The 14045-nt window shown below is 39.9% G+C and carries 12 protein-coding genes; 7 read left to right on the top strand and 5 right to left on the bottom strand.

All coding sequences use genetic code 11. The features are described 5' to 3' along the window. Positions 1 to 128: 128 nt before the first annotated feature. A complete protein-coding gene (recQ, locus tag EP181_RS00150) occupies positions 129 to 1973 on the bottom strand; it encodes a DNA helicase RecQ (protein WP_127469845.1) in 1845 nt (614 codons plus the stop codon). Between the two features lie 93 nt (positions 1974 to 2066). Continuing rightward, complete coding sequence (locus EP181_RS00145) at positions 2067 to 2669, bottom strand: nitroreductase family protein (protein WP_127469844.1); 603 nt, start codon at positions 2667 to 2669, stop codon at positions 2067 to 2069. A gap of 455 nt (positions 2670 to 3124) precedes the next feature. Here EP181_RS00145 and EP181_RS00140 point away from each other — a divergent pair, with 455 nt between their 5' ends. From EP181_RS00140 to EP181_RS00130, 3 genes are read left to right on the top strand one after another with little or no spacing between them, the layout of a single operon-like run. Continuing rightward, positions 3125 to 4054 carry a hydrogen peroxide-inducible genes activator gene (locus tag EP181_RS00140; RefSeq protein WP_127469843.1) on the top strand — a complete coding sequence of 310 codons (930 nt, stop codon included), beginning with the start codon at positions 3125 to 3127 and terminating at the stop codon, positions 4052 to 4054. A gap of 58 nt (positions 4055 to 4112) precedes the next feature. Next, on the top strand, positions 4113 to 4925 hold the full coding sequence (locus tag EP181_RS00135) for an MlaA family lipoprotein (RefSeq protein ID WP_232023444.1): 813 nt from the start codon (positions 4113 to 4115) through the stop codon (positions 4923 to 4925). A 25-nt stretch (positions 4926 to 4950) separates the two neighbouring features. Continuing rightward, positions 4951 to 6762: an ATP-binding protein gene (locus EP181_RS00130; protein ID WP_127469841.1), complete on the top strand. Its 1812-nt coding sequence runs from the start codon at positions 4951 to 4953 to the stop codon at positions 6760 to 6762. On the opposite strand, the gene EP181_RS00125 is transcribed toward EP181_RS00130, so the two are convergent. Further along, entirely contained in the window at positions 6757 to 7218 is a 462-nt protein-coding gene (locus EP181_RS00125; RefSeq protein WP_127469840.1) for an Lrp/AsnC family transcriptional regulator, read from the bottom strand. The genes EP181_RS00130 and EP181_RS00125 overlap by 6 nt on opposite strands. A gap of 176 nt (positions 7219 to 7394) precedes the next feature. On the opposite strand from EP181_RS00125, the gene EP181_RS00120 reads away from it, so the two are divergent. Beyond that, complete coding sequence (locus EP181_RS00120; protein WP_127469839.1) at positions 7395 to 9041, top strand: 2-isopropylmalate synthase; 1647 nt, start codon at positions 7395 to 7397, stop codon at positions 9039 to 9041. Here the strand turns inward: EP181_RS00120 and EP181_RS00115 are convergent. Then, positions 9038 to 9667: a CBS domain-containing protein gene (locus EP181_RS00115; protein WP_127469838.1), complete on the bottom strand. Its 630-nt coding sequence runs from the start codon at positions 9665 to 9667 to the stop codon at positions 9038 to 9040. The two genes, EP181_RS00120 and EP181_RS00115, sit on opposite strands and share 4 nt — an antisense overlap. 351 nt (positions 9668 to 10018) lie before the next feature. Here EP181_RS00115 and EP181_RS00110 point away from each other — a divergent pair, with 351 nt between their 5' ends. Next, positions 10019 to 10636, top strand: a complete 618-nt coding sequence (locus EP181_RS00110) for a flavin reductase family protein (RefSeq protein ID WP_127469837.1) — start codon at positions 10019 to 10021, stop codon at positions 10634 to 10636. 98 nt (positions 10637 to 10734) lie between these two features. Here the strand turns inward: EP181_RS00110 and EP181_RS00105 are convergent, their stop codons facing one another. Then, positions 10735 to 11331 (bottom strand): rhodanese-like domain-containing protein, encoded by a 597-nt coding sequence (locus EP181_RS00105; protein ID WP_127469836.1) that lies wholly within the window; start codon positions 11329 to 11331, stop codon positions 10735 to 10737. A gap of 243 nt (positions 11332 to 11574) precedes the next feature. Here EP181_RS00105 and EP181_RS00100 point away from each other — a divergent pair, with 243 nt between their 5' ends. Continuing rightward, positions 11575 to 13428, top strand: coding sequence for a Na/Pi cotransporter family protein (locus tag EP181_RS00100; protein ID WP_232023443.1), 1854 nt, complete (start codon positions 11575 to 11577; stop codon positions 13426 to 13428). A gap of 274 nt (positions 13429 to 13702) precedes the next feature. Further along, positions 13703 to 14029: a hypothetical protein gene (locus tag EP181_RS00095; protein ID WP_127469835.1), complete on the top strand. Its 327-nt coding sequence runs from the start codon at positions 13703 to 13705 to the stop codon at positions 14027 to 14029. Positions 14030 to 14045 lie beyond the last annotated feature (16 nt).

Raw genomic sequence — 14045 nt, 5'->3', positions numbered from 1 at the left:
CCAATGTGAGCGTAGTAAGCAAAATAGGCGTTTGATTGTATGCGTAAAGTCTAAAAATTACAAAAGGTTAAAAAATCAAAAAACCCTAAATACTGAATAACATTCAGTCTAGATTATGCTCAATTAAGTTAAGGATTTTGGCGCAGTAAGCTTAAAAATTCAAAGCCAAAGCGCGCTAGTTTGGTTTCGCCTACTCCGCTGATGCGTAATAATTGATGGTCGTCTTGCGGGCGTTTTTGCGCCATTTCGACCAACGCCGCGTCGCCAAACACTTGATAGGCGGGGATGTCTTCGCTTAGGGCAATTTCTCTGCGTAAGGCTCTAAGCGCTTCAAACAACGGTTTATCGTGTTCTAATAAATCGTCTTTGGCGGTGCGTTTGCCGCTGTTACCAGGCCTGGTCACATCAAAACTGGCTTTTTTAGGCGACGCAAATTGCACGTCAACTTTACCTTTTAGCGCATCACCCGAACGCGCGGTGAGTTTTAGCACCGAATAATTTTGAATGTCTTGATACAAATACCCTAAATGAATCAATTGGCGCAAAATGCTCGACCATTCGGTGGCCGAAAACTCTTTGCCAATGCCGTAGGTGCTGAGTTGCTGATGCGATAAACCCCTAATTCGTTCGTTGTCCACGCCGCGCAATACGTCCACCACGTGTTTTGCTCCAAACCCTTGATTAAGCCGATACACACACGATAACGCCTTTTGTGCGGCCACTTTGCCGTCAAATAACGCCGGTGGGTTTAAGCAAATATCGCAATTGCCACAGGCCTGGTGACTGGGTTCGCCAAAATAATTTAACAGCACATTGCGCCGACAGGTTTGCGCTTCGGCAAAATCGACCATGCTGGCCAATTTAAAATTTTCTAAACGCCGTTGGTCTTCGTTGGGGACGTTTTCCACAAAATGTTTGGCCGTTACCACGTCTTGCATGCCAAACAATAACAGGGCTTCCGAGGCCAAACCGTCTCGTCCGGCACGACCGGTTTCTTGGTAATAGCCTTCGATGTTTTTGGGCAAATCGTAATGCACCACAAAACGTACATTGGGTTTATCAATGCCCATGCCAAAGGCCACGGTGGCGACAACAATGTCAATTTTGTCGCGAATAAACTGCTGATGAACACTTTGCCTAATTTGGGCGGGCAATCCTGCATGATACGCTTGGGCGTTAAAACCGGCTTCTTTGAGTTTTTCGGCCACTTCTTCAACCCGTTTACGGCTTAGAGCGTAAACAATGCCGCTGTCGTTGGGATGGGATTGTAAAAATTGCAATAATTGGCGCATTGGATTGTTTTTTTCGAGCACGGTGTAACGAATATTGGGTCGATCAAAACTGCTGATGCGCGTGGTGGGATTAGATAAATGCAGTTTGTCTAGAATATCCTGACGCGTGGCGTGGTCGGCGGTGGCGGTTAGGGCTATAAACGGCACTTGCACAAACAGCGCCCGCAACGCCCCAATTTGACTGTATTCGGGTCTAAAATCGTGTCCCCATTGCGAAATACAGTGCGCCTCATCAATCGCAAACAGGCTTATCTCGATGGTTTGCAACCGCGCAATAAACGCCTGATTTAACAAGCGTTCGGGCGACACGTACAGCAAATCGAGTTGCCCAGTGTGCAGTTTCATCAACACCTCTTCGGCGCTTTGAGCGTCCAAACTGGAGTTGTAAAAATCGGCTTTTACACCGTTGGCTTTAAGCGCCGACACTTGATCTTGCATTAAGGCAATTAACGGCGACACCACCAGTGCGGTGCCTGGCAACAACAAGGCGGGAATTTGATAACACAACGATTTTCCACCGCCAGTGGGCATTAATACAAAACAGTCTTGGCCTCGCAAAACGTCATCAATAATTTCGGCTTGTTGCGCCCTAAATTGGGCGTAGCCAAACACACTTTGCAAGGTGGCTAAGGCGTTTTGTAACGTGGCGTTGTTAGAATTGTTGGGGTTGTCAGCGTTCATTGATTTATCATATTGATGAAATTACTCGATTGACCAGGCCTGGTGAAAGGCTATTTATTTTAATTTTTTGATGATTTTAAGCTTGTTAAGCTTTTAAGGTAAATACGTGGTTACTTCGGCTATTGTTTTACGTTTTAACGTATTCTTAGGCGCGCAATCGGCATTAATTTTACCCATGTATAACGCGCCTATTAAACTGGTATTGTGCGGCACATTGAGTATTTGCAGGGTACGTGCATCGTTAAGAATAGGGCCGGTACTCCATTGCACTCCAATGTTAAGCGACCAAGCCATTAACTGCCAATTTTGAATGGCGCAGGCACAGGCCGCATAATCTTCTTTTTGCACGGTTAAATCGGTGTTTAAGGTTTGTCCCACCAACACCACTTGGCCAATGGCATTAAATTTAAGCCGCGCATTTTCATAACACTGCTCATACTCTAAATCGTCACAACGGGTATTTTTTTGCGCTCTAAGCTGCGCATAAATATGCGCCAATTGCGCTTGAGTTTGTTGACCCAGCACCCAAAACACCCAAGGTTGAGTCAGTTTATGATTGGGCGCGCACACCGCAGCCGCTAAACACTGAGCTATTTCGGACTCTAAAACCGGGTGCTGTGCACGATCCATAAACTGATAACACGTGCGTCTGGCTTGTATTAACGATAAGGTTGCATGCGGATCAAACGTACTCATAACATCACTCACAAAAGGGCTTAAATTTAAAAAAGCCATTATAATTTAATTTAACCTGCTATAACGTCGCACGCATGGCGAAAGCCATTTTTAACGCGCAAAACCCACTAAAAAAACGGCATTAAAGCCTTGGGATAAAACCTGCTATTTTGTGGATAACTTTAGCTTTTTTGGTTTTTTGGATTTTTATCCCCAAAACACCCACACTTACACACATGGGTTATACAGCCATTCATACAGAGCTTAACCACATGTTAACGTAATGATTGCTATGAATAAATAAAGCTTATCTACAGAATAAAGTTTGCTAATAAAAATAACAAAAAGAATATATAAAGAAATCTATATACTTTAATAGTGCATAAGTTTATGCACACATCGCCTTAAATAAGTCACTTAAAAACAACCTGACTCTTTTTGTTTAACCCTTAATTTTTAGAGATTAAACCCCCAAAATGACATTAAGTGAACTTAAATACATTGTGGCAGTTGCCCGTGAAAAACATTTTAGAAAAGCCGCTGAAACCTGTTTTGTTAGTCAACCGACTTTAAGTGTGGCCATTAAAAAACTGGAAGATGAATTAGGCATAATATTATTTGAACGATGTAAACAAGATATATTAATAACCCCAATGGGAAAAAAAGTAATTGAACTAGCAGAAGAAATACTAGAAAAAAGCAAAGACATTAAAGAACTTGCTCTTGATGCACAGGGAGATTATTCATCCGAACTTAAGATTGGGGCTATTTACACAATTGCACCTTATATATTGCCTAAATTGATTCCAAAATTTCATGCTTTAGCGCCTAAAGTTCCACTTATTATTGAAGAAAATTACACTCATGTTTTAGCCAATAAATTGCAATCGGGTGAACTCGATATTGTTATTTTATCATTGCCTTTTTCTGAACCAAATATTGAAACCTTGGCTATTTTTGACGAACCTTTTAAAGTTATAGTGCCAAAAGACCATCCTTTGGCAAACACTAAAACAACCCTAAGTCTTAAAAATATTGAAAACGAAAGTGTATTATTACTAGGATCGGGACATTGTTTTAGAGATCAAGTTATTGAAAATTTTCCTAATTTGATGCATTTAAATTATCAAAGTGATCGATTACAGCGCACATTTGAAGGCAGTTCACTTGAAACGATTCGTTATATGGTTTCATCAGGTGCAGGTTTGTCTATTTTTCCATGCAGTTCGCTCTCAGAACGCGATGAAGACCTTTTTGCGATTAAACCCTTACATGACCCTGTTCCAACAAGAACTGTGGCCATAGCATGGCGTAAAACGTTTACTCGTCCAAAAATTTTAGAACTCTTTAAACAAGCTATTTTTCAAATACAAATACCTTGTACAATGCCAATTAAACAACCTTAAATTTTTATTAATGCATAAGAGGCCTTTGCACACGTGCAAAGGCCTTATAAATTTATTTATGCAGAGTTTTCAATCCATTTTAACTGACTGTATTTCTATGATTTTTATGAATTCTATAAAACTAATTTTTTCAAAATTTTCTATTTTTAGCGTACTCATCTTGGTTAACTTAATGAGTTTATCAGTACACGCAAATCAAGCACAAACTGCTTCACCTATGGGTTCTAATGACCCTTATGAAACTTATAACCGTGCCATATTTGATTTTAATATGGGTTTTAACGAATACATTGGTTCGCCTGTTGTTAATACCTATAACACCGTTATGCCATTACCGGCAAAAATTGGTATTGATAATTTTTTAAACAATCTCACCACTCCGTTAAGCGCTTTAAACAGTTTATTGCAAGGCAAAACTGAAGATGGTTTATCTGAAATTATGCGATTTTCAATTAACAGTACCTTTGGTTTATTAGGAATTTTAGACATTGCAACGCCGGCTGGATTAGAAGATAAAAAAGAAGATTTTGGTCAAACGCTCTATCACTGGGGTGTATGGAAAGAATCAAATTATCTAATTTTACCGATTGTAGGACCTTACACAGTCCGTTCTTTAGCCGGTTCAATGGTCGATTCAGTAAACGACCCTCTTTATAATCACATTGTAGACGTAGATAATTCTGACAGAGCCTTAATAGCCGGTGCACGAGGTTTTGTTGCATACAGTAAAGTGGTGAGCTTGGTGGATAATTTAAAAAATCAACCTGATCCTTATGTGTTTGCCAGAGAAAGTTATTTGCAATATCGAACTAATTTGATTTACGACGGCAAACCACCGGTTAAAGTTTTAAATGACTTTAATTTTGAGTAAAGTAACTCATTAATAGGTTCAAAACATGTTCACTTCACAACGCATTAAAGCAGATATTCAAACTCAAAAACGCCTGGATTATTTGCATATTAGTACGTTAAAACTAGTGCTAAATAATAATCTAAGCAGCAGTTTGGGTAATTTTGGAGTGGCGAGTTTACTGACGCTTATTTTGGCGCAATTTACACCGTCTTTAACGTTATGGTTATGGTTTGCGTTTATGGCATTAGTTTCTGTCGCACGCTTATTGATAGGGTTTAATTTTGCTAAAAAAATAGAAAAACATTATCAACCCAGTTATAACAAATTAATGTTTGCTTTGGTGGTGCTTACCGCATTGGGTTGGGGGGTAAGTGCGTTGTTATTTATTGATTCAAACAATCCACTTACTAATGCCTACATTACTATTGCTTTAGCCGGTATTGTGGCTGGCAGCACCGCGTCACTGATTCCGATTAAACATTATTTTTACAGTTTTTTACTTATCATTTTAATTCCGGTTTTATTGGTTTATAGCACCATGGGAGAAATGGCTAATTATCTGTTTGCGGTAATGATTTTAGTGTTTATTTTGTTTATGTTGCGCAACGGAAAACTGTTTAACCAAAACATTACTAAGAATTTAGAGTTGTTATATGAAAATAATCAACTTATTGAAAATTTGCACATTCAAAAAAATAAAGCCTTAGAAGCGAGTATGTTAAAAAGTCAATTTTTAGCCAACATGTCGCACGAAATTCGTACTCCAATGAACGCTATTATTGGTTTTATTCACCTTTTAAAAGAAGAAGAAACAGAGCCTAAAAAAGTCAATTATTTAAATACTGTAATTGAAGCAAGCCAAAATTTACTTAACATTATTAATGATATTTTAGATTTTAGTAAAATTGAAAGTAATCAAATGATGTTAGAGCAAAAAGCATTTAATCCGCAAATAGAGGTGCAGAATTGTTTGGATTTATTTGCATCGCGTTTCAACACAAAACACATTAAAACTACGCTAATAGTTAATAATAATGTTCCAGAATATGCGGTGTCTGATGCGTTTCGAATTAAACAAATTTTAAATAATTTATTGTCTAACGCCGTTAAGTTTTCCCCTGAATATTCTGAGATTACGGTTGAAATAACCTACCAATTAGCAACACAAACCTTACACATAAGCGTAAAAGATCAAGGCATCGGCATAGCACCTGAAAAACAAAGTTCTATTTTTAATGCTTTTATACAAGCCGATGCCTCTACCACGCGTAAATACGGTGGCACAGGGTTAGGATTGGCTATTTCTACTAAATTAACAAAGCTATTGGGAGGAGATATTAGCGTTCAATCAGAATTAGGGTTAGGCAGTCAATTTACCTTTAGTGTTGTCGCGCCCATTAGCTCAAACGATACACTCAAAAAAACGCATACCTCTACGATAAAAATGCCAACACAACTTGCAGGACATGTATTGATTGTGGAGGACAATATTATCAATCAAAAATTATTAACCACCTTGTTAAAAAAAGTGGGTTTAACGTCTGAAGTGGCCAATGACGGGTTAGAAGCGGTTGAAGCGTTTAAAAATCAAACCAATAATCAAACTTTTAATATTATTTTAATGGATGAAAATATGCCAAATTTATCGGGTATAGAAGCCACACAACGCATTAGACAGTTAGAAAAAACACAAAATTTACCTCCCATGCCTATTATTGCAGTTACGGCTAACGCGATGGAAGGGGATTCGATACAATTTTTAACGCATGGTTTAAATGAATATTTAACCAAGCCAATTAATGTGCCATTGTTGTACAGTTTGTTGGAACGTTATTTAACTAAAGCAGTTTTATAATGGTATCGCCATTTTATCAATCACTTTTCGCAAGACAAAGCTGGTGTGTACACCGCTAACGCCCTCAATTTGAGTAACATGATTTAACAGCAAATCTTGATAGGCTTCTAAATCTTTTACCACCACCTTTAATTGATAATCGGCACTTTGCCCTGTTAGTAATAAACACTCTAAAACGTTTGGCAAGGCCTGCACAGCGGTTTCAAATTGGTTAAAGCGTTCTTTGGTATGTTTGTCCATAGAAATGTGAATTAAAGCCATCAAATCTAAACCTAACTTTTTAGCGTCTAACAACGCTCTATACCCAGTAATAACCCCTGAAGTCTCTAAAGTTTTAAAACGTCGTAAACACGCCGACGGCGACAAACCAATTTGGTCGGCCATTTCTTGATTGGTTAAACGACCGTTATTCTGCAGCGCATTTAAAATAAGTTTGTCGTACTGATCCAGTTGCATAAACGTCCTTATAAAAGCTATAAAAGATAATTTTGATATTTAATGCTAATAATAATTTAAATATTAAAATTAAATTCTAAATTTAATCTAAATTAAACAATAAAACACAATAAAATTGACCAGGCCTGGTCATACAATATTCTTACTGTTTTTTTACTATTTTTTAGGTGAGAATGATGAATCCCCAAAAATACCAACGTACACCCACGCCCAATTTACCCAATAGACAATGGCCTAACCAATTTTTAACCCAGGCGCCGTTATGGGTCAGTGTCGATTTGCGCGATGGCAATCAAGCGTTGGCCAATCCAATGACGGTTGAGCAAAAATTGTTGCTATGGCATCAATTGGTGGCGTTGGGGTTTAAAACCATCGAAGTGGGATTTCCATCGGCCAGTAAGGTTGAATTTGAGTTTACCCGCCGGTTGATTGAAGACAATTTAATCCCAGACGACGTGAGTATTCAGGTGTTGGTGCAAGCACGTGAACACTTAATAAAACGCACTTACGAAGCGTTACAAGGCGTTAATAAGGCCGTGGTTCACGTCTACAACACCACCTCAAAAGTACAACGCGATTGCGTTTTTGAAAAATCCCAAGCCGACATCAAAGCCATGGCGGTGCAGGGCGCGCAATGGGTGCAAGAGTACGCCCAAAAAGCTAAAGTGGATTTTCCAAACAGTCAGTTTGTCTTTCAATATTCACCCGAAAGTTTTTCGCAAACCGAAACCGATTACGCGGTAGAAGTTTGTCAGGCGGTGATGGACGTTTGGTCGCCCACACCCCAACAAAAATGCATTTTAAATTTGCCCGCCACCGTTGAAAGTACCTCACCCAATCGCTTTGCTGATCAGGTGGAATACTTTATAAATAAACTTAATAATCGACAATCGGTGCTTATCTCAATTCACACCCACAACGACCGAGGATGTGCTGTGGCCGCCGCCGAATTAGCCTTGTTGGCCGGTGCGGATCGCATTGAAGGTACGTTGTTAGGCAACGGCGAACGCACCGGTAATATGGACATTGTGACCTTGGCGATGAATTTGTACAGCGAAGGCATTGACCCTAAATTAAATCTGCAAAACCCCAAAGAGTGGATTCCAGTGGTCGAAGAGGTCACTAAGATTAAAACGCATCCCCGTCATCCTTGGGTGGGCGAAGTGGTGTACACCGCCTATTCGGGCAGTCATCAAGATGCAATCAGAAAATGTTTGTTAAAACAGCACGCCAATCAACCCTGGAATGTGGCTTATTTGCCCATTGATCCGAAAGATTTAGGCCGTGATTACGAAGCAATTATTCGGGTTAACAGTCAATCGGGCAAAGCGGGTTCGGCGTTTGTGTTGGCGCAAGAATATGGCTTAAATTTACCCAAATGGGTGCAAGTCGATTTTGCCCCAGTGGCGCAAACCTTGGCCGAACAGCAGGGCGGGGTGGTCAGTCATCTTGATTTATATAATGCATTTAGTGCGTATTATGGACTTAATAATCAAGAGGTTAGTCTTAATCACTATCAGTTGGATAAAACAGGTCAGCAAGAAAAATTGTCTATTGAAGTGAATGGAGAAATCTGGACAGGCCTGGGTAATGGCACGTTAAGTGCCTTGTGCGACGCCTGGAAAAATCGTACCGGAGAAACAGTTGAAATAGTCGATTACGTCGAACACGCATTGCATTTACAAAGCGCAATTGACACAGGTAAAGAGGCGTTTGCGATGGCGTACGTTTTGGTACAGCGCAATCAAAGTCAATCAGTCGGTGTGGCCATGGCTAAAGATTCGGTGAGTGCCATGTTGTTGGCCTTGTTAAAGGGCTTTTAACTCCAAAGACTAAGCGGTGGATCTTTTAGCATGGCTTTAAGCAGGTCGGTGCGTGTCACAATGCCAATTAAATTATCTTGATCATTAACGATGGGAACACTGGTTAAATTATATTCCACCATAACATGTGCAATACGCCGTACATCCGAAACAGGGTCTGCAGTAATAACTTCAGAGGTCATAGCATCTTTAACCGTTTTATTGGTTACAAATGAAACCTTGTTATTATCGTCAATAATAAAGGCTAATAAATCGGTTAGGGTGACTAATCCAACCAATTGCATTTGTGCAGTACTTACCGGCATTTGATTAAATTTGTGTTTTTTCATCAATTGATAGGCATCAATAATAGGTAAATCAATTGGCAAGGTAATCACGGGATGACTCATCAGTTGATAGGCATGAAAAATGGGTGCACGTTCATTTAGGTGCAACATAGTTCGGTAAGCTTCAAGTCCTTTGGTGTTTAAGGTTTCGGTTTTAAGACCTTGAATAATGACCGTTTCATCTTGCGCAACGTTACTGTGGAGGTTAAACGCTTCACTTGGATCGGGCGCTCGTACTCGCTTTAAAGCCTCTAAATTATCTCTAAAACGTCGCCCATCAATGTTGTATATTGCAAACATATTGAGCTCCTAGGGGTTAGGCAACTTCGATTAAATTGAAGCAAGGTGCCAGTTATTAATATGCATAAATATTAGCATGTTATCCATAAAAAACTTGGCGATAATTTGCATTTATTGAATTTTCCCTTTAGACATTACTATCGCAAAGAATGCTTATTAATTTAGAGAATATTTGCTTTTTTTAAGGCTGACCAGGCCTGGTTAAATGATTATAATCATTTAAAAGAGACCTCTGCACGAATGAACGTACGGCCAAAATGATTAAAACTTTCCTCATTTTTTTCTTGTATCCCATTCGTGTAAAGGTCTTTAAAAATTTAATAACGCGCATTTACGCAAAGCGAGGTAATAATGTATTTTAATGCTCAGGAACTGCCCACCCAAAAACTCTATTCACTGTTAGTAAGCGGCGTAGTACCGCGTCCTATTGCCTGGGTGAGCACACTTGATAGCGATGGAATAGCCAATTTAGCGCCCTACTCGTTTTTTACGGTGGCCAGCGTGCAACCACCTATTTTAAGCATTACGCACATTAACGCTAATGACAAACCTATAAAAGACACTCTGGCTAATTTGCAGAGCACTCAAAGCTGTGTGGTGAATATTGTCAGCGCGCATTTGGCCGAAAAAATGAACGCCACCAGTGCGCAATATCCATTGGGCGTGAGTGAGTTTGAGCAAGTGGGTATTGAATCTATTGTCAGTCAATCGGTTGATGCCCTAGCGGTTAAAGACGCTAAAATGCAGTTTGAATGTCGTTTACGAGAGGTTATTAATTTGTCTAATCAACCCGGAGGAGGGGTGATTATTTTGTTAGACGTATTAGGCATAAATGTGGCGGATGAAGTGTTAAATAACGGCGCTATTGATGCCGAATTGCTCGATGCCGTAGGTAAAATGTCGGGTAACGATTATAGCCATACTCGCCAAAGATTTAGTTTGGCACGACCAAGTATTGATTCTAAATAGTAAGGTTTCTAAGGGTTTTAAGGTTTCACGTGAAACAAAAAAACCGCTGAGTTTATAAACTCAGCGGTTTTTAAATTAAACTTTTCTGAAGAATAAAATCAGTTTTTCTCAATATACGCTGTTTTAGCATCTAAGTCGTAAGTCCATGGTAAACCAACGTTTTTCCAGCCATCTTTAATGCGAAAATCTTTTTTATCGCCTTCTTTAACTTTGTCGCCTTCAAAACCATCGGTCATTACGTAAACATTTTTGTAACCGTATTGAGCCATCATTTTAGCGGCAGGTTGCGCCCGCGTCGCGCCCGAACGACACATTAAAATGTAGGTGCTGTTTTCATCTGCGCCCAATTCAGCGGCTTTTCCTTCTAGCTCGGCCACAAAGTTGGCATTGGGCATAGAGCGGTAACGGGGTTTTTTGTCGTCCATGCCGTCGTATTTAAAAAATACCGATGGAATCATAATTTGCGCGTCTTTGGTGTAACCGACAAATTGCCATTCGGCCGGAGTGCGTACGTCCACTAAAATAACTTTTGGGTCTTTTTTCATCATCTCTGCGGTTTCTTTGGCGTCAACGTACAGTCCTTGAGGAGTTTGTTTTTTCTCATCGGTTGGGGCTGGCGCGGCATGTACCAATGATGCAGACATTAAGCCAGCTAAGGCAGCGGCGCTTAACCAAGATAGAGTGAGTTTTTTCATTTATAGATTCCTTTCATTAAAGTGTGCAAGTTTTAAGCGGTTTTATTAAAACATATAATCAAACGTTAATATAATATTTTTTTAAATAAAGTTATAAATAGTACGTATTAATTAAAGTGTTTTATAAAAATTCTACTGTTTAAATCCTGGCTTTATAAAACGATAAAGGGATTTAAATCCGCTTTAAAAAACTAACCAAGCTATGATTGTGGTTTAAATTATTTACCAGTAAGGGGATAGCGTATGAAACGCTCGGTTGGTTTTACGCACTCTTTTTCGCCGATGCCTTTTTTGCTGCTGTTAATGGTGGTGGGTTCTTTGTTGGCCACGGCGGCGTTTTCACAAACTCAAATAGAACAAAATGCGGCCAATAAAATTGATTGGTTAGCGATGTTTATGTGGCTGGCTGGTGGTTTGGCGCTGTTTTTGTTTGGCATGGAGCAGATGGTAAAAGGCTTGCTGGTGGTGGCGGGCGACAAGCTTAAAGTGGGTTTGGCTAAGCTTACCAATAATAGGGTTATGGGCGCATTAACCGGTGCAGGCATAACGGCTGTTATTCAAAGTTCATCGGTCACCACGGTGTTGGTGGTTGGGTTTGTTTCGGCGGGTTTAATTACTTTAACCCAAGCCGCCGGTGTGATTATGGGGGCTAATTTAGGTACGACCATCACCGCACAAATTGTTGCGTTTAAGGTCACTAACTTTGCCCTGTTAATGATTGCGATTGGGTTTAGTATGCAATTTTTGGCCAAGTTGCGACGCAAAAAAGCGTTGGGCGATTTAATAATGGGGTTGGGTTTAATATTTTTTGGGGTGAGTTTAATGAGCGAAGGCATGGCACCTTTACGTGACTACCCACCGTTTTTAGACCTAATGCAACAGATGCAAAACCCGTTTTACGGCATTTTATTAGGCTTGGTTTTTACCGCCTTAGTGCAGTCGTCGTCGGCCACCATTGCGGTGGTAATTGTTATGGCCAGCAACGGTTTTTTAACGTTACCGGCTGGAATTGCCTTGGTTTTGGGTGCAGACATTGGCACCACCATTACTGCCTTATTGGCGGCCATTGGCAAATCCCGAGAAGCCTTGCGTGCCGCATTGATTCACGTACAGTTTAATATTTATGGGGTGTTAATTTGGTTGCCCTTTATTCCCGAATTAGCCAATATGGCGGTAGCTATTTCGGCACACGCTACCGTTAGCGATGGCTCTGTGGCGATGTTGGCCGAAAATACACCCAGAGAGATTGCCAACGCCAATACCTTATTTAAAGTGGTATGTTTAGCGGTGTTTTTACCGTTTATTCCGGTTTTTTTATGGGTGGTCTATAAAATATTACCTGTGTTGTCTGAGGAAAAAACCACTGGTGAATTTCAGGCCGAGTTTTTAGACAAATCGTTAACGCATACGCCATCTTTAGCGATGAAAGCGGTTAACCTTGAATTAGAACATTATCAAAAACAGGTAGGATTATTTTACAAGCGGGTTGTGTCGATGATTGCCAATCCTAACTTTGATCGTTTGTCACGCGAGGATTTAACCTTGCAGCGGTTACGATCGTATCAACGGCAAATATTAAGTTATTTAGGGCAAACTGGGCAAAATCAACTGACGCCAGAAGAGCAAACCGAGTACATGAAATTAATGAATGTGGTGAATAATTTAGAATCGATGCTGGAAGCGGCCGGTTCAAATTTATTGCAAATTTTGCATGAAATGACTCAAGACAATATTAAACCCAGTGAAACCATGCTCAATCTGGTGGGGCAACTAACCTCTGAGGTGGGTAAGGCGATGGACAATGCGTTAAAGAGTATTTACAGCAAAGACAGTGAATCGGCGATGGCGGTCTTGGCTATAAAGCAGACCATAGACCACCTTATTCAAGACGCGCTGACCCATCAAGTTAAGCGGTTTAGACCGGACGAAGAACGCTTAAAAGTCTTTAGATATGAGATGCAATTAATCGATGGGTTAAAACAATTGCATACCTTGTCTAAACGCATTGCTCGATTGCAGTTGGCTGAGTCAAATCAAACGCTAAACGTAAGTTCTGGTTTAGATAAGGTTGCTAATACCGTTGAAAAATCGCTTTAAAATGCGTTCTCATAAAATGAGTTTTTATAAAATATCTTTGCAAAAGTGGATGTACGCCTAAAAATGGTTAAAGTTTTTTTGCATTTTTTCTTGTACTTTACTCTTGAAAAGGTCTCTATAAACAAGTGCTCACAATGATTTAACGGCTAGGTTAATGGTTTTATTAGGCAAAATAAAAAAGTCTACTCAAATCGCCTTAAATTAACGATTTTTGTTTACACTAGCGCCTTAAATCATCACTGCGCTTAAAACACAGCTCAAAAGGAAAATTTTTATGGTCAAGCCCGCTTTAGTATTGTCATGTATGAATCGTGCGAACCACTTCACTCACCGTAAGATTGTGTTGCGTGCCTTATTGGCTTCAATGCTGGGCATGGGTGTATTTACATTATCTGGATGCGCGCAAACCCCACAATTTGAGCCAAAAATAAAACAAACTGAGCGTGCCTTTAGCACTGATCAGGCGTATTGTCGCAGTCAGGCGTTAGGTCAAAATAACGACTCACAAGGTGTGTCTACACTGCATTTGCGCTTAAAAACCTCTGGAACTGTGAGTTACGAAGATTGCATGAAAGCCATGGGATACCAAATAAAACCTTAAAAATACAATTTTTACG

It is taken from the genome of Thiomicrorhabdus aquaedulcis (assembly GCF_004001325.1).
Classification (GTDB): domain Bacteria; phylum Pseudomonadota; class Gammaproteobacteria; order Thiomicrospirales; family Thiomicrospiraceae; genus Thiomicrorhabdus; species Thiomicrorhabdus aquaedulcis.
This window is presented reverse-complemented; position numbering and strand designations above follow the sequence as displayed.

Coding starts and splice junctions, on each gene's coding strand:
- recQ (WP_127469845.1), bottom strand. CDS start 1,973: ATGAACGCTGACAACCCCAACAATTCTAACAACGCCACGTTACAAAAC.
- EP181_RS00145 (WP_127469844.1), bottom strand. CDS start 2,669: ATGAGTACGTTTGATCCGCATGCAACCTTATCGTTAATACAAGCCAGA.
- EP181_RS00140 (WP_127469843.1), top strand. CDS start 3,125: ATGACATTAAGTGAACTTAAATACATTGTGGCAGTTGCCCGTGAAAAA.
- EP181_RS00135 (WP_232023444.1), top strand. CDS start 4,113: ATGCAGAGTTTTCAATCCATTTTAACTGACTGTATTTCTATGATTTTT.
- EP181_RS00130 (WP_127469841.1), top strand. CDS start 4,951: ATGTTCACTTCACAACGCATTAAAGCAGATATTCAAACTCAAAAACGC.
- EP181_RS00125 (WP_127469840.1), bottom strand. CDS start 7,218: ATGCAACTGGATCAGTACGACAAACTTATTTTAAATGCGCTGCAGAAT.
- EP181_RS00120 (WP_127469839.1), top strand. CDS start 7,395: ATGAATCCCCAAAAATACCAACGTACACCCACGCCCAATTTACCCAAT.
- EP181_RS00115 (WP_127469838.1), bottom strand. CDS start 9,667: ATGTTTGCAATATACAACATTGATGGGCGACGTTTTAGAGATAATTTA.
- EP181_RS00110 (WP_127469837.1), top strand. CDS start 10,019: ATGTATTTTAATGCTCAGGAACTGCCCACCCAAAAACTCTATTCACTG.
- EP181_RS00105 (WP_127469836.1), bottom strand. CDS start 11,331: ATGAAAAAACTCACTCTATCTTGGTTAAGCGCCGCTGCCTTAGCTGGC.
- EP181_RS00100 (WP_232023443.1), top strand. CDS start 11,575: ATGAAACGCTCGGTTGGTTTTACGCACTCTTTTTCGCCGATGCCTTTT.
- EP181_RS00095 (WP_127469835.1), top strand. CDS start 13,703: ATGGTCAAGCCCGCTTTAGTATTGTCATGTATGAATCGTGCGAACCAC.